Source organism: Paraconexibacter algicola (genome assembly GCF_003044185.1).
Classification (GTDB): Bacteria; Actinomycetota; Thermoleophilia; order Solirubrobacterales; family Solirubrobacteraceae; genus Paraconexibacter; species Paraconexibacter algicola.
This window is the reverse complement of sequence record NZ_PYYB01000005.1, coordinates 140,797-166,746: the sequence shown is the minus strand read 5'-3', so window position 1 is coordinate 166,746 and position 25,950 is coordinate 140,797. Positions and strand designations below refer to the sequence as shown.

Annotated in this window: 27 protein-coding genes, 1 tRNA gene and 1 riboswitch; of the genes, 8 read left to right on the top strand and 20 right to left on the bottom strand. The window is 75.6% G+C overall.

The features are described from left to right. Positions 1-67: 67 nt before the first annotated feature. A riboswitch (guanidine-III (ykkC-III) riboswitch) is annotated at positions 68-131 on the top strand. A 28-nt stretch (positions 132-159) separates the two neighbouring features. Further along, positions 160-477: a DMT family transporter gene (locus C7Y72_RS21855; RefSeq protein WP_107571320.1), complete on the top strand. Its 318-nt coding sequence runs from the start codon at positions 160-162 to the stop codon at positions 475-477. 82 nt (positions 478-559) lie between these two features. Here the strand turns inward: C7Y72_RS21855 and fabI are convergent, their stop codons facing one another. The 10 genes from fabI to C7Y72_RS21805 all read right to left on the bottom strand — a co-directional run bounded on the left by fabI (position 560) and on the right by C7Y72_RS21805 (position 9,452). Then, a complete protein-coding gene (fabI, locus tag C7Y72_RS21850; protein ID WP_107571319.1) occupies positions 560-1,378 on the bottom strand; it encodes an enoyl-ACP reductase FabI in 819 nt (272 codons plus the stop codon). Next, complete coding sequence (locus C7Y72_RS21845) at positions 1,378-1,908, bottom strand: MaoC family dehydratase (protein WP_107571318.1); 531 nt, start codon at positions 1,906-1,908, stop codon at positions 1,378-1,380. The genes fabI and C7Y72_RS21845 overlap by 1 nt, the downstream gene beginning before the upstream one ends. Positions 1,909-1,920: 12 nt before the next feature. Beyond that, complete coding sequence (locus C7Y72_RS21840; RefSeq protein ID WP_233243960.1) at positions 1,921-3,459, bottom strand: acyl-CoA carboxylase subunit beta; 1,539 nt, start codon at positions 3,457-3,459, stop codon at positions 1,921-1,923. Then, the gene (locus C7Y72_RS21835; protein WP_107571317.1) at positions 3,456-4,658 is read right to left on the bottom strand and encodes a beta-ketoacyl-[acyl-carrier-protein] synthase family protein; all 1,203 of its coding nucleotides are present in this window, start codon (positions 4,656-4,658) and stop codon (positions 3,456-3,458) included. Before C7Y72_RS21835 ends, C7Y72_RS21840 begins: the two co-directional genes overlap by 4 nt. Further along, positions 4,655-4,906 carry a phosphopantetheine-binding protein gene (locus C7Y72_RS21830; protein WP_107571316.1) on the bottom strand — a complete coding sequence of 84 codons (252 nt, stop codon included), beginning with the start codon at positions 4,904-4,906 and terminating at the stop codon, positions 4,655-4,657. The genes C7Y72_RS21835 and C7Y72_RS21830 overlap by 4 nt, the downstream gene beginning before the upstream one ends. Before the next feature lie 32 nt (positions 4,907-4,938). Next, on the bottom strand, positions 4,939-5,721 hold the full coding sequence (fabG, locus tag C7Y72_RS21825; RefSeq protein WP_107571315.1) for a 3-oxoacyl-ACP reductase FabG: 783 nt from the start codon (positions 5,719-5,721) through the stop codon (positions 4,939-4,941). Next, positions 5,718-6,776 (bottom strand): 3-oxoacyl-ACP synthase III family protein, encoded by a 1,059-nt coding sequence (locus tag C7Y72_RS21820; protein WP_158276998.1) that lies wholly within the window; start codon positions 6,774-6,776, stop codon positions 5,718-5,720. The genes fabG and C7Y72_RS21820 overlap by 4 nt, the downstream gene beginning before the upstream one ends. Continuing rightward, a complete protein-coding gene (locus C7Y72_RS21815) occupies positions 6,766-7,626 on the bottom strand; it encodes an ACP S-malonyltransferase (RefSeq protein WP_107571313.1) in 861 nt (286 codons plus the stop codon). Before C7Y72_RS21815 ends, C7Y72_RS21820 begins: the two co-directional genes overlap by 11 nt. Positions 7,627-7,734: 108 nt before the next feature. Beyond that, on the bottom strand, positions 7,735-8,391 hold the full coding sequence (locus tag C7Y72_RS21810) for a response regulator transcription factor (RefSeq protein WP_107571372.1): 657 nt from the start codon (positions 8,389-8,391) through the stop codon (positions 7,735-7,737). Next, positions 8,355-9,452: a sensor histidine kinase gene (locus C7Y72_RS21805; protein WP_158276997.1), complete on the bottom strand. Its 1,098-nt coding sequence runs from the start codon at positions 9,450-9,452 to the stop codon at positions 8,355-8,357. The genes C7Y72_RS21810 and C7Y72_RS21805 overlap by 37 nt, the downstream gene beginning before the upstream one ends. 129 nt (positions 9,453-9,581) lie before the next feature. On the opposite strand from C7Y72_RS21805, the gene C7Y72_RS21800 reads away from it, so the two are divergent. Then, positions 9,582-10,889, top strand: a complete 1,308-nt coding sequence (locus C7Y72_RS21800; protein ID WP_233243959.1) for an adenosylmethionine--8-amino-7-oxononanoate transaminase — start codon at positions 9,582-9,584, stop codon at positions 10,887-10,889. A 12-nt stretch (positions 10,890-10,901) separates the two neighbouring features. On the opposite strand, the gene C7Y72_RS21795 is transcribed toward C7Y72_RS21800, so the two are convergent. Continuing rightward, positions 10,902-11,645: an ABC transporter permease gene (locus C7Y72_RS21795; RefSeq protein WP_107571310.1), complete on the bottom strand. Its 744-nt coding sequence runs from the start codon at positions 11,643-11,645 to the stop codon at positions 10,902-10,904. After that, positions 11,642-12,592 carry an ABC transporter ATP-binding protein gene (locus C7Y72_RS21790; RefSeq protein ID WP_107571309.1) on the bottom strand — a complete coding sequence of 317 codons (951 nt, stop codon included), beginning with the start codon at positions 12,590-12,592 and terminating at the stop codon, positions 11,642-11,644. The genes C7Y72_RS21795 and C7Y72_RS21790 overlap by 4 nt, the downstream gene beginning before the upstream one ends. Positions 12,593-12,704: 112 nt before the next feature. On the opposite strand from C7Y72_RS21790, the gene C7Y72_RS21785 reads away from it, so the two are divergent. Continuing rightward, entirely contained in the window at positions 12,705-13,883 is a 1,179-nt protein-coding gene (locus C7Y72_RS21785; protein WP_107571308.1) for an acyl-CoA dehydrogenase family protein, read from the top strand. A 68-nt stretch (positions 13,884-13,951) separates the two neighbouring features. On the opposite strand, the gene C7Y72_RS21780 is transcribed toward C7Y72_RS21785, so the two are convergent. Then, entirely contained in the window at positions 13,952-14,980 is a 1,029-nt protein-coding gene (locus C7Y72_RS21780) for a VldE C-terminal domain-containing protein (RefSeq protein ID WP_107571307.1), read from the bottom strand. 240 nt (positions 14,981-15,220) lie between these two features. On the opposite strand from C7Y72_RS21780, the gene C7Y72_RS23640 reads away from it, so the two are divergent. Next, positions 15,221-15,385: a hypothetical protein gene (locus C7Y72_RS23640; protein WP_154732956.1), complete on the top strand. Its 165-nt coding sequence runs from the start codon at positions 15,221-15,223 to the stop codon at positions 15,383-15,385. A gap of 21 nt (positions 15,386-15,406) precedes the next feature. Here C7Y72_RS23640 and C7Y72_RS21775 read toward each other — a convergent pair whose 3' ends face one another. From C7Y72_RS21775 to C7Y72_RS21765, 3 genes are read right to left on the bottom strand one after another with little or no spacing between them, the layout of a single operon-like run. Beyond that, the gene (locus tag C7Y72_RS21775; protein ID WP_107571306.1) at positions 15,407-16,663 is read right to left on the bottom strand and encodes a hypothetical protein; all 1,257 of its coding nucleotides are present in this window, start codon (positions 16,661-16,663) and stop codon (positions 15,407-15,409) included. Positions 16,664-16,693: 30 nt separating this feature from the next. Continuing rightward, positions 16,694-18,472, bottom strand: coding sequence for a sulfatase-like hydrolase/transferase (locus C7Y72_RS21770; protein WP_107571305.1), 1,779 nt, complete (start codon positions 18,470-18,472; stop codon positions 16,694-16,696). Next, the gene (locus C7Y72_RS21765; RefSeq protein WP_158276996.1) at positions 18,469-19,431 is read right to left on the bottom strand and encodes a YncE family protein; all 963 of its coding nucleotides are present in this window, start codon (positions 19,429-19,431) and stop codon (positions 18,469-18,471) included. The genes C7Y72_RS21770 and C7Y72_RS21765 overlap by 4 nt, the downstream gene beginning before the upstream one ends. A 72-nt stretch (positions 19,432-19,503) precedes the next feature. On the opposite strand from C7Y72_RS21765, the gene C7Y72_RS21760 reads away from it, so the two are divergent. Next, positions 19,504-20,139, top strand: a complete 636-nt coding sequence (locus C7Y72_RS21760; RefSeq protein WP_146175494.1) for a TetR/AcrR family transcriptional regulator — start codon at positions 19,504-19,506, stop codon at positions 20,137-20,139. On the opposite strand, the gene C7Y72_RS21755 is transcribed toward C7Y72_RS21760, so the two are convergent. Beyond that, positions 20,127-20,723 carry a TetR/AcrR family transcriptional regulator gene (locus C7Y72_RS21755; protein WP_107571302.1) on the bottom strand — a complete coding sequence of 199 codons (597 nt, stop codon included), beginning with the start codon at positions 20,721-20,723 and terminating at the stop codon, positions 20,127-20,129. The genes C7Y72_RS21760 and C7Y72_RS21755 overlap by 13 nt on opposite strands. A gap of 195 nt (positions 20,724-20,918) precedes the next feature. On the opposite strand from C7Y72_RS21755, the gene C7Y72_RS21750 reads away from it, so the two are divergent. Continuing rightward, positions 20,919-22,328: an MFS transporter gene (locus tag C7Y72_RS21750; RefSeq protein ID WP_233243958.1), complete on the top strand. Its 1,410-nt coding sequence runs from the start codon at positions 20,919-20,921 to the stop codon at positions 22,326-22,328. Beyond that, the gene (locus tag C7Y72_RS21745) at positions 22,325-22,531 is read left to right on the top strand and encodes a hypothetical protein (protein ID WP_107571300.1); all 207 of its coding nucleotides are present in this window, start codon (positions 22,325-22,327) and stop codon (positions 22,529-22,531) included. The genes C7Y72_RS21750 and C7Y72_RS21745 overlap by 4 nt, the downstream gene beginning before the upstream one ends. A 133-nt stretch (positions 22,532-22,664) precedes the next feature. Here C7Y72_RS21745 and C7Y72_RS21740 read toward each other — a convergent pair. After that, positions 22,665-22,738 (bottom strand) — tRNA-Pro (locus C7Y72_RS21740). A gap of 90 nt (positions 22,739-22,828) precedes the next feature. On the opposite strand from C7Y72_RS21740, the gene C7Y72_RS21735 reads away from it, so the two are divergent. Next, positions 22,829-23,914 (top strand): DNA topoisomerase IB, encoded by a 1,086-nt coding sequence (locus tag C7Y72_RS21735; RefSeq protein ID WP_107571299.1) that lies wholly within the window; start codon positions 22,829-22,831, stop codon positions 23,912-23,914. 4 nt (positions 23,915-23,918) lie between these two features. Here the strand turns inward: C7Y72_RS21735 and C7Y72_RS21730 are convergent, their stop codons facing one another. Together C7Y72_RS21730 and C7Y72_RS21725 are read right to left on the bottom strand one after the other, a co-directional pair. Next, positions 23,919-24,173, bottom strand: coding sequence for a hypothetical protein (locus tag C7Y72_RS21730; protein WP_107571298.1), 255 nt, complete (start codon positions 24,171-24,173; stop codon positions 23,919-23,921). Between the two features lie 56 nt (positions 24,174-24,229). Beyond that, entirely contained in the window at positions 24,230-25,930 is a 1,701-nt protein-coding gene (locus tag C7Y72_RS21725) for a sigma-70 family RNA polymerase sigma factor (RefSeq protein WP_158276995.1), read from the bottom strand. Positions 25,931-25,950: the final 20 nt, after the last annotated feature.

Here is a 25,950-nt window from a genome sequence, read left to right as displayed (position 1 = left end):
CTGAACGCCGCCGTTCGCGTCCGGTTTCACCGCCTTCACGAAATCGTCACGGGCGGTGCTAGCCTCGGATCTCGCCCCCGTGGGCGACCGGACGAGACGCGCCGTACCCGGACCCGACAAGACGACGCCCCGTGTTCCTCGTCCCGAAGGGTGCTCGTCATGGTCTGGATCTCGTTGTTCTCCGCCGCCGCGCTGGAGGTCGTGTGGGCGCTGGCGCTGAAGCGCTCCGACGGGCTCTCGCAGCTCGGCCCGTCGCTCGTGTTCCTCGTCGCGGCGATCGGCAGCGTCGTGCTGCTGTCGCTCGCGCTGCAGCGGCTCCCGGTCGGGACCGCCTACGCGATCTGGACGGGGACCGGGGCGGTCGGCACCGCGCTGCTGGGGATGGCGTTGCTCGGCGAGGCGGCGACCCCGTCGCGCCTCGCGGCGATCGCCCTGATCGCCGCGGGCATCGTCTGGCTGGCGCTCACGGAGGCCTGAGCGCCCCGCCCCTGACCACGGCGTCGAACAGGGAGTTCTTCCGCCGGAGGGCGAACAACTCCCTGTTCGGCGCGGGCGGCGGTCAGGCCGGGAGGGCGACCTCGGCCGGCACCGCGGCGGATGCGCCGCGGACGGCGTGGGCGCCGCCGTCGGCGTGCAGCACGTGGCCGCTGACGACCCGCGAGAGCGGCGACAGCAGGAACAGGGACGCGTCCGCCACCGGCTCGGGGTCGGTGACGTCCCAGCCCAGCGGCGCGGCCTGCTCCCAGGTCGTGGCGAGGCGGTCGAAGCCGTCGATCCCGGAGGCGGCGAGCGTCTCGATCGGGCCGGACGCGACGAGGTTCACGCGGATGCGCTCCTCCCCGAGGTCCCGCGCCAGATAGCGGGTGACCGCCTCCAGGCCCGCCTTCGCGACGCCCATCCAGTCGTAGTGCGGCCAGGCGACGGTCCCGTCGAAGTCCAGGCCGACGACCGCGCCGCCGTCGGGGGCGGCGGCCAGCTGCGGGCGCAGCGCCACGACGAGGTCGCGCAGCGACACGGCGCTGATGTGGAAGGCGGTCAGCGTCGAGCCGACCGGGGCGTCGAGGAAGTTGCCGCCGATGGCGTCGCCGGGCGCGAACGCGATCCCGTGCAGCAGCCCGTCGAGGTGGCCGAAGCGGTCGGCGACGATCGGGCCGATCGCGGCGAGGTCGTCGGCGTTCGTGACGTCGAGCTCCACGACCTCGGCGGGCTGCGGCAGGCGGCCGGCGGCCCGCTCGGTCATCCGCCGGGTGCGGCCGAACCCGGTCAGCAGGACCTCCGCCCCCTCCTCCTGCGCGCGCCGGGCGACGTGGAAGGCGATCGAGCTCTTCGTGACGACGCCGGTGACGAGCAGGCGGCGCCCCTCCAGCAGACCGGCCATCAGAACGGGATCGCCACGAAGGCGGGGGTCCGGGGACGGGCCAGGGAGGCGAGCGCGTCGTCGACCGACGGCTCCTCGGGCGCGGCGACGGGCTGCTCGCGGCGCCAGAGCACCTCGATCGCCATCCGGGCGACGAGCTGCCCGCCCGCCCCGAGCACCTTCACGCGGCAGGTGACCATGCCGGCCTGGTCGTCGAGGTCGCGCAGCGCCTCGATCGTCGCCTCAGCCCGGATCGTGTCCCCGAGCCGGACCGGCCGCTTGAACGTCAGGTCCTTGACGCGGCGCAGCGCGACGATCCGCTCGAACGGCAGCTGCAGCAGGCCGACCGCGTAGGACGCGATCAGCATGCCGTGCGCGACGCGACCGCCGAACGGGCCGTCGGCGGACCACGCCTCGTCGACGTGCTGGGGGTGGAAGTCGCCGGTGAGCGTGGCGAAGGCGACGACGTCCGCCTCGGTGACGGTGCGCCCCCGTCCGGGGACGCTCGCCCCCTCCTGCAGGTCGTCGAACCACGGTGCGGTGCCGAACATCGGTCAGGCCTCCTAGAGCGGGATGTTGTGGGCGCGGGGCGTGCTGCGGGTCCGGCCGGCGAGCAGCCGCATCGCCCAGGCGACGCGGTCCCGGGTGTCGGCCGGGTCGATGCGCTCGTCGACCCAGCCGCCGGTCGCGGCGACCCGCGAGTCGAGCTGCTGCTCCTCGTAGATCGCGGCGAGGCGGGAGCGCTCGGCCACGGGGTCCTCCGCGGCGGCGAGCTCGCGCTTGTTGACGAACTGGACGGCCTGCGGGGCGCCCATCACGCCGAGCTGCGCGGCCGGCCAGGCGAACGTCATGTCGGCGCCGAGCGCCCCGGAGTTCATCGCGATGTGCGCGCCGCCGTAGCTCTTGCGCAGGACGAACGTGATCTTCGGGACGTCGGCCTCCGCGAACGCGTGGACGAGCTTCGCGCCGTGGCGGATCACGCCCGCGGACTCCTGACGGGTGCCGGGCAGGAAGCCCGGGGTGTCGACGAGCACGACGAGCGGCAGGCCGAACAGGTGGCAGGTGCGCACGAACCGCGCGGCCTTCTGGGCGGCGTCGGCGTCGATCACGCCGCCGAGATGGCGCGGCTGGTTGGCGAGCACCCCGACCGGGGAGCCCTCCACGCGCGCGAACGCGGTGACGATGTTGCGCGCCCAGCGCGGGGCGAGCTCGAGCATCGCGCCGCGGTCGACGACGTCGCCGATCACGTCGCGGACGTCGTAGACCTTGCGGTGCTCGGCCGGGACGTGCCGGCCCGGGTCGGCGTGCTCGTGGGTGTACGGGCGCTGCGGCAGCGGCCCGCCCGCGAACGACGGCAGGTAGGACAGCGCGCGGCGCGCGAGCTGCACGGCCTGCGCCTCGTCCTCGCCGACGAGGTGGCAGACCCCGTTGGTGGACTGCACGCGCGGGCCGCCGAGCGCGGCGGCGTCGACGTCCTCGGCCATGACCTCGCGCACCACCCCGGGGCCGGTGAGGAACATCGCGGCCTCGCGGGTCATGATCACGAGGTCGGTGAGCGCGGGCGCGTACGCGCCGCCGCCGGCGGATGGCCCGCAGACGACGCTGATCTGCGGCACGACCCCGGAGAGCTTGACGATCCGGTGGAAGATCTCGCCGTACCCGGCGAGCGCGGCGAGGCCCTCCTGCAGGCGGGCGCCGGCGCTGGAGACGAGGCCGACGACCGGCACCTGGGCCCGCTCGGCGATGTCCATGGCGCGACAGATCGACATCGCGTGCGCGGCGCCGAGCGAGCCGCCGAGCGCCTTGGGGTCCTCGGCGTAGACGACGACCGGGCGGCCGTCGATCTCCCCGGAGCCGACGGCGACGCCGTCCCCGTCCCCCGCGCGGTCGGTGAACGGGGAGCGGACCTCGCTGCGCAGCACGCGCAGCGAGCCCGGGTCGCAGAGCCGCTCGAGTCGCTGCACGGTGGTCAGCGGCGCGGCGGGCGCGGCCGGCGTCGGCGCGGCGGCCGCGGCGGGCGGGCGGCCCGGGAACGGCGCGCGCGGGCGGCCGATCGGGACCTCGGTCTCCGCCATCCCGGCGGTGCGCATCGGGGTGCTCATGCGGCGGCTCCCTGCAGGCAGACGACGGCGTTGTGGCCGCCGAAGCCGAACGAGTTGGACAGCGCGACCGGCGGCCGGTCGCGGACGGCGAGCGGCTTGGCCTGCCCGGGCACGTAGTCGAGCTCCATGCCGACCTCGCGCTCCTCCCAGCCGAGCGTCGGCGGCGCGACGCCGTCGCGAAGCGCCATGATCGTCGCGATCGACTCGACCGCCCCGGCGGCGCCGAGCAGGTGGCCGATCGCCGACTTCAGCGACGACACGGGGATCTCGCGGGCGCGGTCCCCGAGCGCGCGCTCGATCGCGAGCGTCTCGGCGCGGTCGTTCAGCGGGGTCGAGGTGCCGTGCGCGTTGACGTAGTCGACGTCGGCGGCGGCGAGCTTCGCGTCCAGGAGCGCGCGGGCGATCGCCTCGGCCGCCCCCTCGCCCTCCGGGTGCGGTGCGGTCAGGTGGTGCGCGTCGGACGTGGCGCCGTAGCCGGCGATCACGCCGAGGATCTCCGCACCGCGGGCGCGGGCGTCCTCCTCGCGCTCGAGGACGAGGACACCGGCCCCCTCCCCCATGACAAAGCCGTCGCGGCGCGCGTCGAACGGCCGCGAGATCCCGGAGGCGGACGTGGCGTCCAGCGCGGCGAACGCCGCGTGCGTGAGCGGCGTGAGCGCGGACTCCGCGCCCCCGCAGACGACCGCGTCGGCGTCCCCGGCCCGGACCATGCGCATCGCGGCGCCGATCGCGTGCGCGCCCGCCGCGCAGGCGGACACGACGCCGAAGGACTCGCCGCGCAGGCCGTGGTGCATCGCGACCTGCCCGGCGGGGGCGTTGGGCATCATCATCGGCACGCTCAGCGGCGGCACCTTCTCGGGGCCGCGGTCGCGGAGCATGTCGTGGCCGTGCTCGAGCGTCGTCACGCCGCCGATGCCGGTGCCGAGCACGCAGGCGACGCGTGACGCGTCGTACGGCAGCCCGGCCGCGAACCCGGCCTGCTCGAGCGCCTCGTGGGCGGCGGCGAGCGCGAGCTGCGTGCAGCGGTCGGCGCGCCGCGCCTCCTTGCGGCTGAGGACCGTCGTCGGCTCGAAGTCGGAGCAGGCGCCGATGCCGGCCTCGATCCCGCTGCGCGCGCCGACCCAGCCCTCGTGGAGCTGCGCGGCGCCGACGCCCAGCGGGGTGACCGCTCCGACCCCGGTGACGACGACGCGGCTCATGCGGCCTTCGCGACCACGCGGTCGATGAGGTCCGCGACGATCGTGATGCCCTTGACGTCGTCGCCCTTGATCTCGACGCCGAGCTCGTCGTCGAGGACCTGCGCGAGCTCCGCGAGGTCGAGCGAGTCGATGTCCAGGGCGGTGATCTCGGCGTCGCGGGTCAGCAGCTCCTCCTCGACGCCGAAGCCCTTCAGCGCCTCGAAGATGACGGCCTCGACGGCCTCGGGGGTGACGGTGGTGGATGACATGTGGGGTTCCTTTGCTCTCTGGGTGTGCGGGTCTAGGCGGACAGTCCGCCGTCGACCACGAGGGTGGTTCCGGTGATGTAGGCGGCCGCGTCGGAGACGAGGAAGGCGATTGCCGCGGCGATCTCCTCGGGGGTCCCGAGGCGGCGCGCGGGGATGCTCCGGGCGAGCTCGTCGGTCGGCAGGTCGGCGGTCATGTCCGTGGCGATGAAGCCGGGGGCGACCGCGTTGACGGTGACGCCGCGGCGCGCGACCTCGACCGCGGCGGTGCTGGTGAACGCCATCAGCCCGGCCTTCGCGGCGGCGTAGGCGGGCTGGCCGGCGTTCGCGCGCAGCCCGGCGATCGAGCTGACGTTCACGACGCGACCGTGGCGGGCGCGCAGCATCGGACCGAGCGCGCGGCGGGTCAGCCGGAACGCGGCGCTGAGGTTCGTGTCGATCGTCGTGTCCCAGCCGGCGTCGTCGAGCTGGGCGGTGAGCCCGTCGACGCGCACCCCTGCGTTGTTGACGAGGACGAGGACGCGGTCGCCGAGCCCTTCGGCGGCCCCGTCGAGCAGCCGCACGTCGGCGTCGGGGTCGGTGACGTCCGCCTGGATCGCTACGGCGCGCCCGCCGAGCTCCTCGATCGAGGCGACGACCGCGCGGGCCTCGTCGGCGCCGGAGCGGTAGGCGACGGCGACCGGATGCCCGGCGGCGGCGAGGGCGCGGGCGGTCGCGGCGCCGATGCCGCGCGAGCCGCCCGTGACGAGCGCGGGCGCGCGGACGGCGACCGCCGGGGCGGCGGGACGGTCGGGCGTGGTCTGCGTGGCGGTGCTCATGCGGGCTCCTGGAGGGCGGTGGTCGGGTCGGCGGTCGGCAGGCCCCAGCGCACGACGCTGCCGCCCCAGGTGAACCCGGCGCCGAAGGCGGCGAGCAGCACGAGCGCGCCGTCGGGCAGGCGGCCCTCGTCGGCGGCGAGCGACAGCGCGACGGGGATCGAGCCGCCGGAGAGGTTGCCGACGTGCTCGATGCAGTCGACGACCCGGTCGTCGGCGATCCCGAGGCGGCGGCCGACCGCGGCGGTGATGCGCTGGTTGGCCTGGTGCATGACGACGAGATCGATGTCCTGCAACGTCACGCCGGCGGCGGCGCAGGCCTGGAGCGCCATGTCGGACAGCCGGGTGATGGCGGTGCGGAAGGTCTCGTGGCCGTCCATGTGCAGCGGCGTGTCGACGCCCGCGTGGATGTGTGGGGCGCCCGCGCCGTCGGCGCCGAGCAGCACCGGCCCGACCCCCGCCGGGCCGCCGCCCGGGTCCGGGTCGGCGGCGCGCAGGACGGTCGCGGCGGCGCCGTCGCCGAACAGGCCGGCGGTGGCGCGGTCGTCCGGGTCGACGAGGCGGGTGCGGATCGCGTCGGCCCCGACGAGCAGCACGGTGCGCGCGCGCCCGGTCTCGATCTGGGCGGCGGCGACGGTGAGGCCGGCGAGGTACCCGGTGCACGCGGCCCCCACGTCCATCGCGAACGCACCGCTCGCCCCGAGGCGGTCGGCGAGCAGCGGCGCGAGCGCCGGGCAGCGCTGGTCGGGCGTGATCGTGCAGACGAGGACGAGGTCGACGTCGGCCGCGGCCAGGCCGGCGCGGGCCAGCGAGCCGCGCGCCGCCGCCTCGCAGAGGTCGGTGAGCAGCTCGCCCTCGGCGAGCACCCGGCGTGAGCGGATGCCGGTGCGGCTGACGAGCCAGTCGCCCTCGACGCCGAGCCGGGCCGCGATCTCGTCGGTGCCCAGCACGGTGGCGGGGAGCGCGTGGCAGGCCGCGCCGATCGTCGCGACGCGCAGCCCGGCGGGCCGGGCGGGCGCCGCCGGGGCGACCGTCGCGGTCGCGGTCTCAGGCGACATCGGCGGCCTCCCGCACGGTGTGGACGCGGACGTCGGGCGCATCGAGGATCCGGCCGACGAGCTTCGCGAGGACGTCGCCGGGGCCGGTCTCGATCCAGCGGCGCACCCCGGCCTCGTGGAGCGCGAGGACCGCCTCGCGGAACCGCACCGGGGAGGTCAGCGCCTGCGAGAGCACGGCGACCGGGTCGGTGACCGGCGCGACGGTCGTCGGCGAGAACGCCGCGGAGCCGACGGGCACGTCGGTGAAGGTCGCGGCGTGCAGCGCCGCCTCGAAGCCGTCGCGGGCGGCGGCCATCGCCGGGGAGTGGAACGCGCCGGTGACGTCGAGGCGCAGCGCGCGCAGCCCGACGCCGCGCGCCCCGCGGGCGGCGGCCTTCGTGTCGGCCTCGCTGCCGGCGAGCACGACCTGCCCGGGCGCGTTGTCGTTGGCGACGGTGAGCCCGAAGGAGTCCGCGAGCTCGGTGGCCTGCTCGATCGTGCCGCCGAGGACCGCGACCATGCCGCCCGTGCCCGCGGCGGCCATGAGCCGCCCGCGTTCGGCGGCGAGGGCGAGGGCGTCGAGCTCGTCGAGCTGCCCGGCGGCGACGAGCGCCCCGAGCTCGCCGAGCGAGTGGCCGAGCGCGACGACCGGCCCGTCGAGCGTCGGGGCCAGCTGCGAGAAGCGCGCGAGCGCGGCGCAGAGGATCGCGGGCTGCGCGAACGCGGTGCTCTCCGCGGCGCGCGGGAACGGGTCCTCCCCCACGACCTCGACGACGTGGGCGAGCAGGTCCGGCCGCAGGGCCGCGGTCTCCGCGGCCATCTCGGCGGTGTGGCTCCCCTGTCCCGGGAAGAGGATGGCGGTGCTCGGCATCCCGTCGAACCTCCCACCGTCGGCGGGCGCGGTGCGGGGCCCGCGGGTGGGGTCCCCGCCGGTCCGGGGGGTCGCCCGCGGGCCGACCCGACGAACGGCGGGGGACGGTCAGGCGACGAGCCCGAGGCGCTGCGCGCGCTGCACCGCCTCGGCCCGGTTGCGGACCTCGAGCTTGCGGTACACGGCGCTGGCGTGCTCCTTCACCGTGTGCGGCGAGAGGTGCAGCGTGGCGGCGATCTCGGCGTTCGTGGCGCCGGTCGCGATCAGCTCGAGGACGTCCCGCTCGCGCGGCGAGAGCGACGCGGCGGGCGTGTCGGGCGCCTCGGCGAAGACGGTGCGGCCGTTGCCGAGCGCCCGGACCGCGTCGGCGACCTTGTCGGCCGGCCAGTCCTTGGGGACGAACCCGCGGGCGCCCGCGGCGCGTGCCGCGGCGGCGCTGATCCGGCCCGCCCCGGAGATGAACGCGACCCGCGTGGACGGCGAGACCTCGAGGATTCGCGAGCAGATCTCGGGTCCGGACTCCTCGGCGACGAACAGGTCGACGAGCGCCACGTGCGGGCTGCCGCGGCGCGCGAGGTCCTGCGCCTCGTCGCCGGTGCGGGCGTGCAGGCAGCCGCGGACCCAGGGCTGGCGGCCGAGCATCAGCCGCAGCCCCCAGTGGACGACGTCGTGGTCGTCGACGATCAGGACGCGCAGGCGTGGCCCGTCGTAGCTGCTGCCCTCGTCGTTCACGACGGCAGCGGTGCCGTCAGCCTGACCCGCCATGTGCTCTCCTCCGCTCGACCGAACTCCACGAGACCTCCCGCACCCAGTGCCTCGAACGCGGCGAGCCGCAGGCCCAGGCCGGTCGACGGGACCGTCGGCGTCGCGTCCGGCACCCCGTCGTTGACGACCTCGAGCCGGAACGCGTCGCCGTGGGCGCCGACGCGCACGACCACGGTGCTGGCGCGCGCATGCTTGCGGACGTTGCGGACGGCCTCGCGCAGCACCGACGCGGCCAGCGCGTCCAGCGCGGCGGGCACCGGGCCGTCCTGCTCGACGGTGACCGCGGGCCCCGCCTCGCGGGCGACGAGCCGCCCGAGCTCGTCCTGGAAGCCCGGGGCGTCCGGGCGCGTCACGCGCGCGAGCGGCCGCTGGACGACGTCGCGCAGCTCCTGGAGCGCGGTCTCGACCTCGGCGGCGCAGCGCGCGCGGTCCTCGGCGTCGAGCGGGCCGTCGCCCGCGAGCGCGAGCGACACGCCGAACAGCCGCTGGATCGCGTGGTCGTGGACGTCGCGGGCGAGGTCGATCCGCTCGGCCAGGCGCCGCGTCTGCTCCTGCTGGCGGGTGGCGAGCCGGGCGGCGGCGGCGAGCGCCGCGAGCTTGCCCAGGAGGAACAGCGCCTCGCGCTCCTGCGCCTGGAGGGGGTGCGGGTCCTTGCGGTCGACGAGCACGACCCCGAACCACTTGCCGCCCGCGGACATCGGCGAGCAGGCGACGTGCTCGGCGTTGAACCGCTCGACGAGCTCGGGCGGGATGTCGCGCTCGACCTGTGGGCCGGCCTCGACGACCGCGTCGTCGCTGAGGGCGCGCAGCGCGATCGGCACGGTCCGCGCGGTCACCTGGAGGTCGGCGAACGCGGACGCCTCGATGCCGTGCGCGCCGACGCTGCGCACGCGGCGCTCCTCGTCGTCGTAGAGGAAGATGATCGCCCGGTGCATGCCGGCCATGCGGCAGGCGGCCTCGGCGAGGCGGTCGTAGAACGGCGCCCCCGGCGACACGTGCTCGACGTCGGCGAGCAGCGAGACCATCTGGTGCAGGGCGTCGACGGTCGGGGTGCTGGTCACGTCGCCCATCATCGCTGCTGCGCCGCCCCCCGCGGTGCCGGGAGGCCCCGTCCGGGCCCCCGTCGACCCCCCGAACGGCGGGGACCCCCGGCGCGCGGGCGCGCCCCGTCCGGCAGTACCGTGCGGCGCGTGACCGCGACCGACTGGACCGCGCTGCTGGCGGCCGACACCCGCCACGTCTGGCATCCCTACGGCCCGATCCCGGCGGCGGTGCCGCCGCGGCCGGTGGTGGGCGCGCGCGGCGTGCGGCTCGAGCTCGACGGCGGCCGCGAGCTGATCGACGGCATGTCCTCGTGGTGGTGCGCGATCCACGGCTACCGCCACCCGGTGCTCGACGCGGCGGTGACCGGGCAGCTCGGCCGCATGGCGCACGTGATGTTCGGCGGCCTCACGCACGAGCCGGGCATCCGGCTGGCGCAGCGGCTCGTGGAGCTGTCCCCCGCGGGCCTCGAGCACGTCTTCCTCTGCGACTCGGGCTCGGTCAGCATCGAGGTCGCGATCAAGATGGCGCTGCAGTTCCAGCGGGCCGCGGGACGGCCGGGCCGCACGCGGCTGCTGAGCCTGCGCGGCGGCTACCACGGGGACACCTTCGGGGCGATGGCGCTGTGCGACCCGGTGGGCGGCATGCACCAGCTGTTCACCGGCGTGCTGCCCGCGCACGTGTTCGCCGACCGGCCGCCGCGCGGCGTCGACGCCCCCGTCGACGAGGCGTACCTCGCGCACATCGACGCGCTCGTCGCCCGCCACGCGCACGAGCTCGCCGCCGTCGTCGTCGAGCCGGTCCTGCAGGGCGCGGGCGGCATGCACCCCTACGCCCCGGCGTACCTGCGGCGGCTGCGCGAGCTCTGCGACGAGCACGGCCTGCTGCTGCTCGCCGACGAGATCGCCACCGGCTTCGGCCGGACCGGCGCGCTGTTCGGCTGCGACCACGCCGGGATCGCCCCGGACATCCTCACGGTCGGGAAGGCGCTCACCGGCGGCTACATGACGCTCGCCGCCGCGCTGTGCACGACACGGGTGGCGGAGGGCATCAGCGGCGGCGAGGGCGGCGCGCTGATGCACGGCCCGACGTTCATGGCCAACCCGCTGGCGTGCGCGACCGCGCTCGCGAGCCTCGACCTGCTCGAGCGGCCCGCGCGCGAGGGCGGCACCGAGTGGCGACGCGCGGTCCCGGCGATCGAGACGGCGCTGCGCGACGGCCTGGCGCCGGCGCGGGAGCTGCCCGGGGTCGCGGACGTGCGGGTGCTCGGCGCGGTCGGCGTGGTGCAGCTCGACCATCCGGTCGACGTGGCGGCCGCGACCGCGGCGGCGATCGCGCAGGGCGTGTGGCTGCGGCCGTTCCGCGACCTCGTCTACACGATGCCCCCGTACGTGTGCGAGCCCTACGACGTCGACCGGATCGCGGCCGGCGTCGTCGCGGCGGCGGCGGCCGGCTAGGGCCTGGGGCTCCTAGACCTCGATCCGGCGGATCCGCAGCCAGCCGGCGAGGAGCGCGCCGCCCGACCAGGCGGCGACCATGAGGATCGCGGCGACGACGCTCACGCGGTCCTCGGGCTCGGCGTCGTCGAACGTCAGCCGGTCGATGCCGAGGCTGAGCACGAGGTGGCGGAACCAGTCGTCGATGAGCGTCAGCGCCGAGAGCAGGTTGACGCCGACGAGGCTGAGGACGAGCGCGACCGCGATCGCCGGACCGGTGGAGCCCATCAGGGCGCCGACGCCGAACGCGAGCGCCCCGTAGGCGAACGACTGCAGGAAGACCGCCCAGAACGCCGCGAGGACGTCCCCGACGGTGGTGGCGTCCGCGCCGTTGAGCGGCACGACGACCGAGCCGATGGTCATCGTCAGCGTGGCGGCGCCGGTGAGCGCGACGCAGACCGCGACGAGCGCGCCGACCTTCGCGAGATACAGGCGCCCGCGGGAGGTGCCGGTCAGCAGCTGGTAGCGCAGCGTCCCGGCGGCGCGCTCCTCGCTGCCGAGCCGGGCGCCGACGAGCGACGCGAGGATCGTGGCGATGAGCGTCGTCGCGTAGGAGAAGTCCTCGACGAACTGCCCGCCGCCGTCCCCGTCGACCGTGTCGGTGATCGTCAGCAGGACGATCAGCAGCACGAGCGCGCTGGGCAGCAGCAGTGTCGTGAACCACAGGCCGCGACGGCGGCGCAGCTTCAGCAGGTCGGCGGCGACGAGCGCGATCACGCGGGTCCTCCCCCGGACGCCTCACGGGTGATGTCGAGGTAGCGCCGCTCGAGCGACAGCGCGTCGACGCGCAGCTCGGCGAGCCCGATCCCCGCCTCGACCAGCGCGCGGCTGACCGCGATCGCGGTCTCGCGGCCGCCCTCGCAGGTCACGGCCAGGACGGGCTCCCCGTCGGGCCCGGCGCTCGGCGCGACGCGCGTCACGCCGGTCACGCGGCCGAGCAGGTCGGTCGCGCGCGCCGGGTCGTCGCAGTCGAGGATCAGGGTGCGCGTGCCGGTGGCGCCGTGCAGGAGCTCGCGGACGGTGGTCTGGGTGATGATGCGGCCCTGCTCGACGATCGCGACCTCGTCGCAGAGCTTCTGCATCTCGTCGAGCAGGTGGGAGGACAGGAAGACCGTGCGGCCCTCCTCCTCGACCATGCTGCGGATCAGGGTGCGGAACTCCGCCATGCCCTCGGCGTCGAGGCCGTTGGTGGGCTCGTCGAGCACGAGCAGCTGCGGGTCGCCGAGGAGGGCGCGGGCGACGCCGAGCCGCTGGCGCATGCCCATCGAGTAGCCCTTGACCTTCTCGTCGCCGCGGCCGTGCAGGCCGACGCGCTCCAGCAGCGACGGGATCCGCGCCGCCGCGCCGTCGCCGACGAGCGGGGCGTGCACGCGCAGGTTCTCGACCCCGGTGAGATGCGGGTGGAAGCGCGGCTCCTCGACGATCGCCCCCACGCTGGAGAGCGCGAGCGACGGGCGCTGGGCGACGTCGTGCCCGCCGATCAGCACGCGGCCGGTGTCGGGCCGCGCGAGGCCGAGCAGCAGCCGGATCATCGTCGTCTTGCCGGCCCCGTTGGGTCCGAGGAAGCCGAAGCAGACGCCGGGTCGGACCGCGAGGTCGACGGCGTCGACGGCGATCCGCGCGCCGAAGCGCTTGGTGAGTCCCTGGGCGTCGATCAAGGTCACGCGGGCGGGAGGCTACGGGAGCCCGCGGCCGGACGCGCCGCGCCCGGAGGACCCTCCAGTGCCGTGACGGCCCGGGCGCCCGCGCGCGACTCGTGGTGCATAGGCTGACGGCATGGACTTCTCGCTCTCCCCCGAGCTCACCGCGCTGCAGGAGCGCACCGCCGCGTTCGTCCGTGACGTCGTGCTGCCCCTGGAGGACCGCGACCGGGCGCCCGGGCACGGTCCCGACGACGCGCTGCGCGCCGAGCTGCAGGACGCCGCGAAGGACGCGGGGCTGTTCGTCCCCCACCTCGGGGAGGAGCTCGGCGGTCTGGGGCTCGACGTCCGCGGCCAGGCGGTCGTGTTCGAGGAGGCCGGTCAGTCGCTGCTCGGACCGCTGGCGCTGAACTGCGCCGCCCCCGACGAGGGCAACATGGCGATGCTCGAGAAGATCGCCTCGCCCGAGCAGGTCGAGCGGTTCCTGCGCCCGCTGGCCGAGGGCCGCACGCGCTCCGCGTTCGCGATGACCGAGCCGCCGCCCGGCGCGGGCTCGGACCCGTCGATGCTGCGCACGGTCGCCGAGCGCGTCGACGGCGGCTGGAGCATCAGCGGCGAGAAGTGGTTCATCACCGGCGGGGAGGGCGCGGCGTTCGCGATCGTCATGGCCCGCACCGGGGAGCGCGGCGCGACGATGTTCCTCGTGCCCGCCGACACGCCGGGCTACGAGGTGCTCGAGTCGGTCGACACGATCGACCGGATCAGCCCGGGCGGGCACGCGCACATGCGCTTCACCGACGTGCGGGTCGCGGACGACCAGGTGCTGGGCGCGCCCGACGAGGGCTTCCGCTACGCGCAGGTGCGCCTGGCCCCGGCGCGGCTGACGCACTGCATGCGCTGGCTCGGGCTGGCGCGCCGCGCCCTGGACGTGGCGATCGACCGCGCCAACGAGCGCGAGGCGTTCGGCTCGCGCCTGGCGGACCTCGGCCTCGCCCAGCGGCTGATCGCCGACAGCCTCATCGACGTCGAGACGAGCCGCGCGATCATCCAGAAGACCGCCTGGATCCTCGACACGGGCAACGGCAACCCGACGATGGCGTCGAGCATCGCGAAGGTCCACGTCAGCGAGGCGGTCGGCCGGATCGTCGACAACGCGGTGCAGCTGTGCGGCAGCGACGGGATCCTCGCGCACCCGCTCGGGCGGATGGTCGCCGAGGTCCGGCCGTTCCGGATCTACGACGGGAGCAACGAGACGCACCGCTGGTCGATCGCGCGGCGCGCGGCGAAGGCGCGCCGCAGCGCCGGCGAGCGCTGACGTCGACCCGGGACGACGCGCGCCCCGGCGGGGCCGGGGCGCGGTCGTGGGACGGGGTCGGGTGGGGCTCAGCCGGCGGCGCCGGGCAGCTTCCAGTAGGAGGTCTGCAGGCGCGAGCCGGCGAGGTTCATCTCGAGGTGCACGTGGTCGGTGTGCGGGTTGGGGCCGCCGTACGAGCGCACGAGGACCGAGGTGCCGCGGACGCTGTACTGCTTCTTGTTCCAGATCCAGTACTGGACGCCCATGGCGCGCGCCATCGCGGCGCCGTTGGCGCTCATGCGGCGGATGAAGTCCGCGACCTGCTTGCGGTGCTTGGGGCTGCCCGCGTCACGGAACCAGTCGTTGGCGCGACCGACGCCGTGGATGCTCGTCTTGCTCGGGTTCGCGGTGTTCGGACGGCAGTTGTAGCCGCCGATCGACGCCTTGCCGTAGTTCGCGCGGAGCCAGGCCTGCATGCGCTTGGCACCCGGGGTGAAGCCGCCGGTGCAGTTGCGCCCGCCGGCCCAGGCGGCGGCGTCGTCGTAGCGCGCCGCGTCGGAGGCCTTGGTGACGTCGCGCGGGAAGCCGCCGGCGCCCGGCGACGGGCTCGGGGCCGGCGTCGGGTTCGGCGCGGGCGTCGGGTTGGGCGCCGGGGTGGCGCCGGAGCCGCCGCGCGCGCAGCCCGCCTGGGCGCTGGCGCGGCAGACGCGCATCGAGGAGGTGCGGTCGTTGAACGCGAAGAGGCCGTAGTAGGCGGTGCCGCTCGTCGCGCAGAGGACGTTGGACTGGTCGCCGCCGTAGTTCAGGCCGTCGAAGAGGCGGATGCAGTACCCGTCCGCGATCGCGACCGAGGACCGGGTGTTGCTGACGTTGTAGACCTTGCCGTCGTAGTTCGTGAAGGCGCGGAAGTTCGGCCGGTCGCCCTCGACGCCGATCTTCACGATGACCGAGCCGCCACCGCAGTTGCCGTCGGCGAACAGCTGCACCTTCGCGAAGCCGGCCTTCGCGCCGGCGGGACAGTAGGGGGCCGCGGCGGCGGGCCCGGCACCGGCGCCGAGCGCGGTGACCGCGAGCGCCGCGGCGCCGGCGAGCGCACCGGCGAGACGGGGGAGCTTCATGTGGGGTTCTCTTCCTTGCACGTTGACGGTGGTGGTCCCGGGGACCTCGTTCCCCGGATGCCCGCCAGTCAACCGCGTCGCGGGTCGCACGGGGCGCCCTTCTCAGAGGACTCTCACGAAGCCCTGGTGGCAGGGAGCCGTCGGGGCGATGGTGTGGGATGTGCCGATGCGGGGACCGAGCGAGACGGCCGACGGGCGCGCGGCTGCGCCGGCGCACACCACGCACGCGGCGGCGCGGGGATGACCGACCCACGGACCGGCGCGCTCGTGGCGTCGCTGCACGAGCACGCGCAGAAGGCGCGCAGCGCGGCCGCCGGGATCGAGGATCCGTCCACCCGCCGGGCGGTCGAGGAGCTGGCGGCGGCCGTGCAGGAGCTCGCCCGACACCTCAAGCGCACGGACTGACCGACGGCAGCCCCGCCCCCGCTACCCGGCGAGCTGCCCGAGCGACGCCGCCGCCCGCCGCCCGCGTTCAGCGGTGGCGGTCACCGCGAGCTGCCCGTCGTCCATCGTCTGGCTCCAGCACGCGACGAGGTCCCCGACGGCGGCGACCCGCATGCCGGACCCGTCGTCGTTGACGCCGCCGGGCGGCAGCTCGGGCGCCCCCGGCCGGCGCTCGAACAGGGCGGCCGCCAGCAGCGAGAGGTCGCCGCGGCGATGCTGGTGGAACGTCAAGCGACCGCGCGCGCCGCCGGGGAGCTCGCCGGCGAGCACGCCGCGGGAGCGTCCCGGCACCGGAAGCGCCGGGTAGGCGCGGTGCAGCGCGTCCGGGTCCTCGCGCCGCAGGCCCCACTGCGCGGCGGCGTCGTCGAGCGTCGCGCCCCAGCGGTCGGCGTCCTGCATCGGCTCCTCGGCGGGCGCGGGCGGCAGCGGGAGGTGAAACCGCGTGTCCGGGTGCGGCGGCGGTGCGACGACGTCGGCCACCGCGTCGGCGAGCGTGAGCGCGTGTGCGACGAGCGCGTCGAGCCGCCCCGGGTCGGCGACGAAGCCGCCGACGCGCAGGGCGACGAGCGCGGTCCCCGCCTCGAACGAGACGTACGGTCCGGCGAGCGCGCCGAGCGCCCCGGCGGCGCGGGGCAGCAGCCGCTCCCACGCGGCGGGCTCGAACGCGTCCCGGCCGCGCAGGCGGTAGCCGGCGAGGCCGTGGGGGTCCAGCGGCGGCCCGTCCGCGTTGCGCAGCCGGTCGGCGGAGCGCACGGTGAACCGCGACAGCAGCGCGGCCTGCGGCACGTGCAGGACGACGGCCGTGACCGGCACCGTCGCGGTGTCCGCGGGGAACGGTCCGGGCGCGTCCCGCACACCGCTGAAGAGGTGGGCGAGCGGCAGCAGGTCGGCCAGGCGCAGGTCGCCGCGCAGCTTGACCTTCGCGAAGTCGCCGCCCATCGCGAGCCGGTGGCCGGAGTGCTCGGAGGTCGCGAACCCGATCTCGAGCAGCTCGTGCTGCACGACGCCCTGTCGGCGGTCGCCGAGGCGTCCGGCGCAGCAGTTGTGGATGTACTCGTTCCACCGCGGGACGCCGCCCAGGACGCGCAGCTGGCGTCGGTCGCCGCCGAAGTGCAGGTCGCGCTCGGCCGCATAGGCGCGCAGGTCCGCCGACGGCCGGCCGGCCCGGGCCTCGTCGACGTCCTGGGCGGCGAAGGCCGCCCAGGAGACGGGGGTGGTCCGGGTGCGTCGTCTGCCCATGTCCCCTCCAACGCGCGCGGGCGCCGGGACTTACGAGCCGCGCGGCATCAGCTCGCAGAAGAACGCGGCGAGCTCGACGCCGTCCGGTGTCGGGCCGCCCCCGATCGTGGCGGGCAGCTCGCCCTCGTAGAGCCAGCTGGTGGGGGTCGGCTGGCGGCCGGGGACGATCAGGTAGGAGCCGGGCCGTCCGGTGTCGGGCCACGGGCTCGGCACGCCGCCCTGGGTGATGCCGGCGTTCGGGACGACGGGCAACGCGTCGATCGGCTGACCGGGCCCGAACGCCGGGAGGCCGACCGGCCCCCACTTCGCCTTCTCGAGCTCCCCGAGCCGGGCGAGCAGGTCGTCGCGCAGCGCGGCGTAGCCGCGGTCGTTGGCGAGGTTGCGGATCTCGTACGGGTCCTCCCAGGTGTCGTACAGCTCGTACTCCTGGGAGGCGACGAACTCCGGGCCGGCGAACCAGCCGTCCTTCACCGCGACGTAGCGCGCGAACTTGTAGCGCCCGTCGAAGAACGCCCGGATGTGGGTGTTGGTGGGCTTCTCGTTGCCGACGCTCGTGATCGCGAACTCGTCGATCCGGTAGAGGATCTCGCTGCGCGGGCCGGGCGACTCGGGCTGCTCGAGCGCGGACACGAGCGACACGCCGCGCAGCCACGGGAACCGCGCCACCGGGTCGGCGACCCCGCCGAGCTCGAGCAGCGTGGGCAGGAGGTCGACCTGCTCCCCGAGCGCGCGCGACCGCCCGCCCGCCGGGAACCGCTTCGGGTACACGACGGTGAACGGGATGCGGTTCTGCTCGTCGTACATCGTGGTGCCCTTGTTCTGCAGGCCGTGCGCGCCGCCGAGCTCCCCGTGGTCGGCCGTGCGCACGAGCACCGTGTCGTCGAGCACCCCGAGGTCGATGACCTTCTTGATCATCGCCTGGAGCATCTCGTCGGTCCCGACGATGAGGTCGCAGTACAGGTTGAGCAGCGAGCGCACGTAGCCCTCCCGCCGCGCCCCGCCCGCGGGGGTGCCGCTGATGACCTCGACGACCTTGCGGAACCGCTCCTGGCCCGAGGGCTTGTCGTCGAGCTTCGGCTCCTCGAACCACGACGGGTCGGGCTCCATCCCGTAGTCGGGGCGTTCGAAGTCCACGGCGAAGCCGCGCGGGTAGTACTGGATGTCGTGCGGGTTGAGCAGCGACAGGATGCACAGCCAGGGCTGCTCGTCCTTCCCGTGCGCGTCGAGCCAGTCGAGCGCCTGCCGCGTCCAGATCGGGTCGTTGACGTAGCCGTCGTTGTAGGCGGAGACGTCCGAGGGCGGGGAGATGACGGAGTCGTCGAACCCGTTGCCGCGCAGCGGGTTGCCCTGCAGCGTGTCGAGCGCGGTCTCGGCGCTGGTGGGGATCTCGCCCGGGTAGGAGAGGTGCCACTTGCCGAAGAACGCGGTCCGGTAGCCGATGCTCTTGAAGAGGTCGCCGATCGTCGGGATCGACGGGTCGACGTTGAACTGCGCGCCGACGATGAACGTCCCGTAGAGGCCGGTCTGCGGGCCGTACATGCCGGTCCACAGGCAGCCGCGCGACGGGGTGCAGGCCATCGAGGAGCTGTGGAAGCGGTCGATGTTCGTGCCGTGCTCGTCCATCCAGCAGCGGGCGGGGACCGGGAGGTCGTCCGGGAGCCGGTCGCGGTGGCGCTCCTGGTCGGTCATGAGGATGAGGATGTTCGGCGGGCGCTCGTCGCGGGCCTGCGCGTCGAGCACGGGCGCGAGCGTCGCCGCGGCCCCGAGCTGCGCGGCGCGGGTGAGGAGCCTGCGGCGGTCGATGCTCATGGACGGACCCTCCCGACCTTCCCGGTGGTGGCGCTGACGACGAAGACGTGGCGGCCGGCGACCGCGAGACCGCGCGGGCCGGAGACGGTGGGCAGCCGGCGGCGGCGGCCGCGCGCGTCGATCGACAGCACCGCGGCGGCCTCGGGGAGCGCAGCGAGCCGGCGTCCGCCGGGCGCGTAGGCGACCGCGCCGACGGCGGGCGCGGCGGCGAGCGCGCGCCGGCGCCCGCCGCGGCGGGTCTCGAGCTCGGTGAGGTCCCGGGCGGGGCCGCCGTGGGCGACGAGCAGCCGTGCGCCGTCGGGGCGGATGGCGATCCGGTCGGGCAGCGCGGGGACGCCGACGCGGCGCAGCACGGCGCCGGTGGCGAGGTCGACGTGCACGACGGCGTCCTCGGCCTGCAGCGCGACCCAGGCGCGGTCGCCGTGGACGGCGAGCCCGCGCGGGACCGCGCCGAGCGGCACGACGCGGCGCTGCGCGTAGCCGGGGCCGGAGAGGACGTGGAGGGTGCCCTCCTGCTCCCCGCCGGCGACGACGATCCGGCGCGGCCGGTCGGTGATCGCGACCGCGAGCGGGGCGGGGCCGACGTCCAGGCGGGTGCGGCGGCCGTCGAGGCCGTGCAGCTCGAGGCCGGGGGCGTCCCAGAACGCGGTGGTGACGGCGAGGAGGCCGCCGCTGGGCGCCCAGGCGAGCTCCGCGGGCTGCCCGTCGAGCGTGACGCGGCGTGTGGCGCGGGCGCGGCGGTCGGTCAGCTCGAGGGTCCGGCGGGCGGCGTGCGCGACGGCGAGGCGGCGCCCGTCGGGGCTGACGGCGATCGACCGGCCGCGGTGGACGACGTCGGGACGCCGGTCGGTGGGGCGCGGGGCCGCCGTGGCGGTGGGCGCGGGCAGCGCCGCGGCGGCGGCGAGACCCGCGCCTCCCTGCAGCAGCTGACGCCGGGTCGGGGTGACGGTCAGGGGCACGGTGGGCGAGCCTAACCACGGATGTGACACGGCGTCAACGCACTGTCACATCGGCCTGCTACGGTCGGTCGGGTGCCCGCCCCGGAGGTCCGTCGGACCCGTCTGCGCGCCGCTCGCGGCGAGAACCGCGCCGCGATCGTCGCGGCCGCGGAGGCGGCGCTGCGTCGCCGGCCGTTCCGGGAGGTGACGGTCGAGGAGGTCATGCAGGACGCGGGGCTCGCGCGGACGCAGTTCTACCGCCACTTCGACGACCTCCCGGACCTCGTGCTGCGGGTCGGGCAGGATGCGTTCGGGGCGCTGCTGGACGCGCACGAGGAGCTGGTCGCCCTCTCCTCGCTGGACCGCGCCGCACTGGAGGAGGGGCTGCGGCGGGCGGTCGAGGCGTTCGCCGAGCACGGCCCGCTGGTGCGCGCGCTGGGCGAGGCGGCGATCCACGACGCCGCGGTCGAGGCGGTGCTCGACGGCGTGCACGAGCGCTACGTCGCGCTCGTCGCGGGCGTGGTCGAGCGTGCGGCCGCCCAGGGCGCGCCGATCGCGGCACCTCGCGAGACCGCGCGGCTGCTGCACCACGCAAACGTCGCGTACCTCACGACCGTGTTCGGGCGCGAGCCGCTGGTCGGCGTGGACGAGGCGCACGCCGCGGTGCTCGGGATGTGGGCGGCGACGCTCGGCCTCGACGACGCGGGCGCGACGCGTCAGGCGCCGTAGCGCAGGCCGTCGAGCGCGAGCCGCAGGATGCGCTCGCGCTGCGCCTCGGCGCTGCAGGGGATCTTCACGATCCCGACGACGAGCTGCAGCAGCTCGACGATCGTCACGTCCTCGCGGACGGCCCCGGCCTCCTGGGCGGCGCGCAGGAGCGGCTCCCCCGCGGCCCAGAGCGCCTCGCGCGATGTGGCGAACAGCGGCGCGTCGGCGTCGAGGTACTGCAGCAGCTGTCCGGCGAGGGCCTGCTTCGTCGCGATGTAGGCGGCGACGCGGTCGACGAGCCACTCCTCGAGGGCCCCCCACGGGTCGGTCGCGGTGAGCTCGGCGGCACCACGGCAGACCTGCTCGACCTCGCCGAGGTAGAGCGCCTCGAGCAGCGCCTGCCGGTTGGGGAAGTTGCGGTAGAGCGTGCCGATGCCCACCTCCGCGCGGCGGGCGATCTCTTCGAGCGCGGTTGACTCGCCGCCCTGGGCGAACGCCTCGCGGGCGGCGGCGAGGATCTTCTCGTAGTTGCGCAGCGCGTCCGCGCGCCGGGGGCGCTGCAGGAGCGCGGGCGCGGCGGTGGACGTGGGATCGATCGAGGTCATGACGGAACCGTCCTTGACAAAACGGAGGCGGCCTCCATATAGTCCGTCTCGAACCGGAGGCACCCTCCACTTCTTTCTGGAGGCGCCCTCCACTTTAGCGCTCCCCCCTCCTCGTCTCAAGGTCCGGTGCACACCATGACCCCCACGCCGCCCCCGTCACCCTCCCCTCGACCGTCCGTCGACCGCCCCTGGGCGATGCTCGCCACCGTCTGCCTCGCACAGCTGATGATCGTGCTCGACGCGACGATCGTGAACGTCGCCCTCCCCACCATCCAGGACGACCTCGGCTTCAGCTCGTCGGCGCTGACCTGGGTCGTCAACGCGTTCCTCATCAGCTTCGGCAGCCTGCTGCTGCTCGCCGGCCGGCTCGGCGACCTCGTCGGCCGGCGGACGATCTTCCTGTCCGGCGTCGTGGTCTTCACCGTCGCGTCGCTGCTGTGCGCCCTGGCCCCCAGCGGCGGCGCGCTCGTCGCCGCCCGCTTCCTGCAGGGCGTCGGCGCCGCCGCCCAGGCGTCGGTGATCCTCGCGATCATCGTCACGAACTTCCGCCCCGGTCCCGACCAGGCACGCGCGATGAGCGCCTACGTGTTCGTGTCCGTCGCCGGCGGCTCCCTCGGCCTGCTCGCCGGCGGCCTGCTGACCGAGGCGCTCAGCTGGCACTGGATCTTCCTCGTCAACGCGCCGATCGGCCTGGCGACCGTGCTGCTCGGCCGGCGGTTCGTGCCGCGTGACCGCGGCCTGGGGCTCGGCCACCACGTCGACTGGGCGGGCGCCGCCCTCGTGACGACCTCGCTGATGGTCGGCATCGCCGCGATCGTGCAGGTGAGCACGCACGGCTGGCTCTCCACCCCGGTCCTCGGCCTCGCCGCCCTCGCCGCGGTGCTGATGGCGGCGTTCGTGTCGCTGGAGCGGCGGATCGCCGAGCCGATCATGCCGCTGCGGATCCTCACCGTCCACGGCGTCGTGCAGGCCAACGCCGTGCGGTCGCTGCTGGTCGTCGGCATGTACAGCACGTTCTTCCTCGGCACCCTGTACCTCGAGCGCGTCCGCGGCCTGGGCCCGATCGAGACCGGGGCGGCGTTCCTGCCCTGGACGCTCACCGTCGCGGTCCTGTCGCGCGGCGTCACGACCCGCCTGGTCGAGCGCTTCGGGCCGTACCCGGTGCTGCTCGGGGGCATGTCGAGCGCGACCGTCGGCCTCTTCCTGTTCAGCACCGCCGGGACGCAGACCGCGTTCTTCCCGACCGTGTTCCTCGCCTGCTTCGCGATCGGCCTGGGCATCGGCAGCGCCTTCCAGCCGCTGCTCACGATCGCCATGGCCGGCGTCCCGCGCCAGGACGCGGGCCTCGGCTCGGGCGTCACGAACGTCAGCCAGCAGGTGGCGGGCGCCCTCGGCGTCGCCGTCCTCAGCACGATCGCCGACGACCACACCGCGGGCCTCGTCGAGGCCGGCGGTGCGCTGAAGCCCTCGCTCGTCGCGGGCTACCAGCTCGCCTTCACCGTCGCCGCGGCCGTCGCCGCGACCGGCGTCCTCCTCGCCGCCGTGCTGCTGCGCCCCCGTCCGGTGTCGCGCACGGAGCCCATCCCGACCCTGGAGACCGCATGACCCCCAGCACCACCCCCACCCCGGTCACGACGCGCGGCGCCCGCCGCAACGCGCTGGCCCACCGCGCCGACGAGGCCACCATCACCGCGTACCTGCGCGAGCTGTCCGGCGCCCCGTCCGGACGCCCCGCCCGCCCGGCGACGCGCCGGGTCGAGGCGCAGCGGTCGCGCTGCACCGCGGCGCGCGCGAGCATCCAGGGCTGACGCGGCGGGCGGGCACGTCGTCCGCGCCAACGCGAAGAGGCGCCGGAGATCCGTGCTGAACGGTCCTCCGGCGCCTCTTCTCCTGGTGTCCCCGACTGCTCGGGGAGGTGCTTCTCGGGTCTGTGCTGCTCGATCGGGGCGCCCGGATTCGAACCGGGGACCTCACCGACCCGAACGGTGCGCGCTACCAGGCTGCGCCACGCCCCGGGATCGGCCTGCAGTATCTCACGGACGGGCCTCGCGGTGCCGTGCGGTCCCGCCCGCGCCCGCCCTGGCGCGCGGCCGCGCACGCCGCGCATGCGACACCCGGGCGCCGGGCACGCCCTCGCCGTGCCCCCGTCGAGCGCGCCCACCCGCCGTCCCCGCGTCCGCCGCTCCGATCCGTCGGGCCCCGGCTGGCGCCTGCGTCGCCGCGGGCGGGGCTTCGAGCTGCTCGACCAGCGGGGTCGGCGCATCCGCGGGACCGAGCATCGCGACCGCGTCCGCGCGCTCGCGATCCCGCCCGCCTGGAAGGACGTGTGGGTCTGCCCCGACCCGCAGGGCCACGTGCAGGCGACCGGCACCGACGCGGCCGGCCGGCGCCAGTACCGCTACCACCCCGACCACGTCGCGCGTCGGTCGCGCGCGAAGTTCGACTGCACCGCCCGGTTCGCGCGCTCGCTGCCGGACCTGCGCGCCCGAGTCGACGCGGACATCGCCGGGGACGACCGCGACGAGGCGACCGTGCTGGCCTGCGTCGTGCGGCTGCTGGACCGCGGGTTCTTCCGGGTCGGCACCGAGACCTACGCCGCGAAGAACCGCACGTTCGGCCTCACGACGCTCGAGAAGCGCCACGTGCAGATCGCGCACGACGACGTGCTCGTCTTCGACTACACCGCCAAGCACGGGCGGCGTCGCGTGCAGAACGTCGTCGACGCGCGTGCCGCCGAGATCGTCGGAACCCTCCGGCGCCGTCGCAGCGGCGGCGATCGGCTGTTCGCGCACCGCGACGCGACCGGCTGGCACCCCGTCCGCGCGGAGGCCGTCAACGCGTACATCCGCGAGGCGACCGGGCTGGACGACGTCAGCGCCAAGGCCTTCCGGACGTGGAACGCCACCGTGCTCGCGGCGGTCGCGGTCTCGATCGCGGAGCCCGCGGCGGGCACCTCGCGGCGCGCGCAGGAGCGCGTGATGAAGCGCGCGGCGGACGAGGTCGCCCGCTACCTCGGCAACACGCCCGCGGTGTGCCGGTCCTCCTACATCGACCCGCGCGTGTTCGACCGCTGGACCGCGGGCGAGACGGTCGCCGAGGCGGTGCTGGACCTCGCCGCGCTCCCCGACCCCGGGGTGCTCGCCACCCACGGCTCGATCGAGGCGGCGGTCCTCGACCTGCTCGGCGGCTGACCGCTCAGCCGCCGCCCGCGACCGCGGAGAAGTACCGCACCGCCAGCCCGGTCACGAGCGTCTGGAAGGCCGTCTCGACGCTCGTGCCCTCCGTCGTCGCCCAGGCGCGCAGCCCCTGCTGCTCGATGTCGACGCTCTGCGCCAGCACGTCCTCGACGAGCTCGGGGTGCCGGTCGCAGAAGTACGCGCCGATCGAGTACAGGCTGGAGTCGGTCAGCGAGGCGGCGAAGTCGTCGTCCGCGAGCGTCGGATCGGGCACGCCGTCAGTGTGCCAGGCCCGCCCCACGTCACCGCGCGGCACGGGCCCGGGGACGCTCAGGGCGCGAGCGCCCCGGTGACGGCGGACGTCGCGTCGCCCAGCGCGTCCGCGACCCCGGTGCGCGGGTCGGGCGTCGCCCCCTGCGGCGTCGGGACGACGGTCTGCGGCGCGGGCACCGACGGCAGCGCCGAGACGACGTCCTCGACGGCCTGCGTGAGGTCCTCCTGGCGGCTCGACGGCGGGCGGCCGTCGCCGGTGGCCGTCGCGGTCGGGTCACCGGTCTGCAGCGGCAGCTTCAGCGCGTCGGCGGGTGCGACGGCCGGGGCCGACGGCGCGTCGCCGGTGCTGCCGCCGCCGAGCAGCGGGGCGACCGGGGAGGTCTCGCGCACGGCGTCGGCGGTGGTGCCGGCCACGCCGGCGGCCGACGGGCCCGACGGGCTCGCCGGGGCGGGCGTCGCGGTCGCGGCCGCCGACGACGCGGGCCGGACGGCGCCCGTGGCGGTCCCCGCGGGACGCTCCGCGGTCGCCGCCGCCGGGACGGCCGAGCGCTCGGGCGCGGCGCCGAGGCCCTCCGTGACGGCGTTGCCGGGCAGCCCGGCGCGGAGGTCGATGCGGTCGTCGCCCCCGACCTGACCGGCGCCGAGCCCGGCGACGGCGATCGTCGCGGCAGCCACGGCGGCCTTCGCCCAGCCGGCGACCGCCGGGTCGACGGCAGCGGACATCTGCGCGCTCCACTGGGCGACGGCGGGTGCGTGGTGCCCGGCGGCGAGCCCGGAGCCGAGGCCCCCCTCGTCGCCCTCCAGGCGCCGGCGCAGGAACGCGGGCAGCGGCAGCAGCGCCGCGAGGCGGCTGCGCACGGGTCGCGGCCGCAGCACGGCGAGGTCGAGGCCGGCGAGGTGCGCCTCGCGACGGCAGGACTGGCAGTGCGCGACGTGCTTGCCGAGCTTGCGCTGGTCGCGGGCCCCGAGCGCGGTCCCCGCGGCCTGGGCGATGATCAGCTGCACGCGCGAGCAGCGCTCGCCGGAGCTCAGCTCCTCGTACTCCTCCGAGAGCCGCCGGCGGGCGCGGAACAGCGTCGATTCCACGGAGGCGCGGCTCATGCCCAGGCGCTCGCCGATCTCGCGGTAGCTCAGCCCCTCGAGCTCGCGCATGACGAGGATCTGGTGGTGCGTCTCGCTGAGCCCGCCGAACGCGCCGCGCAGGTGGTCGATCGACATCTTCTGGTCGACCGCCACGTCGGGGGCGGGCCCGGTCGTCACGAGCTTGCCGTAGTCGACGGCCCCGAGGCCCTCGTCGGCGTCGTAGGAGACCTCCTCGGTGCGCCGCGACCGCCGGAACTGGTCGATGCAGGCGTTCTTCGCGATCTCGTACACCCAGGGCTTGAACGCGATCGGCCGGTCGGTCTCCCGCATGCGGCGCAGCGCCGACATGAACACGTCCTGCGCGATGTCCTCCGCGCGGCCGTAGTCGCCGACCATCCCGAAGATGTAGGCGGCGATCCGCCGGTGGTAGCGCTCGTAGAGCAGCTCGAACGCCTGGTCGTCCCCGCGCCGGACCGCGGCGACGAGGTCGGGGTCCGTCGTGTCGGTGTTCGCCCGGCAGACGGGGACGAACGTGGGAGCGGTGGCAGCGATGGTCGTTCTCCTGGACCCGGGTGGCGGCAGCGGCGGCGTCCGTGCGCCGCACCGGGCGCGAACTCTAGCGTTCAGTGGAGGCCCCGGGCAAGGCGTGGCGTGCAGGTTCGGCCCGCTGGACAATCGCGCCTCGACCGTGTGTC

Bases quoted from the DNA above. Each gene is read 5' to 3' on its own strand.
- C7Y72_RS21855 (WP_107571320.1), top strand. From the start codon at position 160: ATGGTCTGGATCTCGTTGTTCTCCGCCGCCGCGCTGGAGGTCGTGTGG.
- fabI (WP_107571319.1), bottom strand. From the start codon at position 1,378: ATGGCCGGTCTGCTGGAGGGGCGCCGCCTGCTCGTCACCGGCGTCGTC.
- C7Y72_RS21845 (WP_107571318.1), bottom strand. From the start codon at position 1,908: ATGTTCGGCACCGCACCGTGGTTCGACGACCTGCAGGAGGGGGCGAGC.
- C7Y72_RS21840 (WP_233243960.1), bottom strand. From the start codon at position 3,459: ATGAGCACCCCGATGCGCACCGCCGGGATGGCGGAGACCGAGGTCCCG.
- C7Y72_RS21835 (WP_107571317.1), bottom strand. From the start codon at position 4,658: ATGAGCCGCGTCGTCGTCACCGGGGTCGGAGCGGTCACCCCGCTGGGC.
- C7Y72_RS21830 (WP_107571316.1), bottom strand. From the start codon at position 4,906: ATGTCATCCACCACCGTCACCCCCGAGGCCGTCGAGGCCGTCATCTTC.
- fabG (WP_107571315.1), bottom strand. From the start codon at position 5,721: ATGAGCACCGCCACGCAGACCACGCCCGACCGTCCCGCCGCCCCGGCG.
- C7Y72_RS21820 (WP_158276998.1), bottom strand. From the start codon at position 6,776: ATGTCGCCTGAGACCGCGACCGCGACGGTCGCCCCGGCGGCGCCCGCC.
- C7Y72_RS21815 (WP_107571313.1), bottom strand. From the start codon at position 7,626: ATGCCGAGCACCGCCATCCTCTTCCCGGGACAGGGGAGCCACACCGCC.
- C7Y72_RS21810 (WP_107571372.1), bottom strand. From the start codon at position 8,391: ATGGCGGGTCAGGCTGACGGCACCGCTGCCGTCGTGAACGACGAGGGC.
- C7Y72_RS21785 (WP_107571308.1), top strand. From the start codon at position 12,705: ATGGACTTCTCGCTCTCCCCCGAGCTCACCGCGCTGCAGGAGCGCACC.
- C7Y72_RS21780 (WP_107571307.1), bottom strand. From the start codon at position 14,980: ATGAAGCTCCCCCGTCTCGCCGGTGCGCTCGCCGGCGCCGCGGCGCTC.
- C7Y72_RS23640 (WP_154732956.1), top strand. From the start codon at position 15,221: ATGACCGACCCACGGACCGGCGCGCTCGTGGCGTCGCTGCACGAGCAC.
- C7Y72_RS21775 (WP_107571306.1), bottom strand. From the start codon at position 16,663: ATGGGCAGACGACGCACCCGGACCACCCCCGTCTCCTGGGCGGCCTTC.
- C7Y72_RS21770 (WP_107571305.1), bottom strand. From the start codon at position 18,472: ATGAGCATCGACCGCCGCAGGCTCCTCACCCGCGCCGCGCAGCTCGGG.
- C7Y72_RS21755 (WP_107571302.1), bottom strand. From the start codon at position 20,723: ATGACCTCGATCGATCCCACGTCCACCGCCGCGCCCGCGCTCCTGCAG.
- C7Y72_RS21750 (WP_233243958.1), top strand. From the start codon at position 20,919: ATGCTCGCCACCGTCTGCCTCGCACAGCTGATGATCGTGCTCGACGCG.
- C7Y72_RS21745 (WP_107571300.1), top strand. From the start codon at position 22,325: ATGACCCCCAGCACCACCCCCACCCCGGTCACGACGCGCGGCGCCCGC.
- C7Y72_RS21735 (WP_107571299.1), top strand. From the start codon at position 22,829: ATGCGACACCCGGGCGCCGGGCACGCCCTCGCCGTGCCCCCGTCGAGC.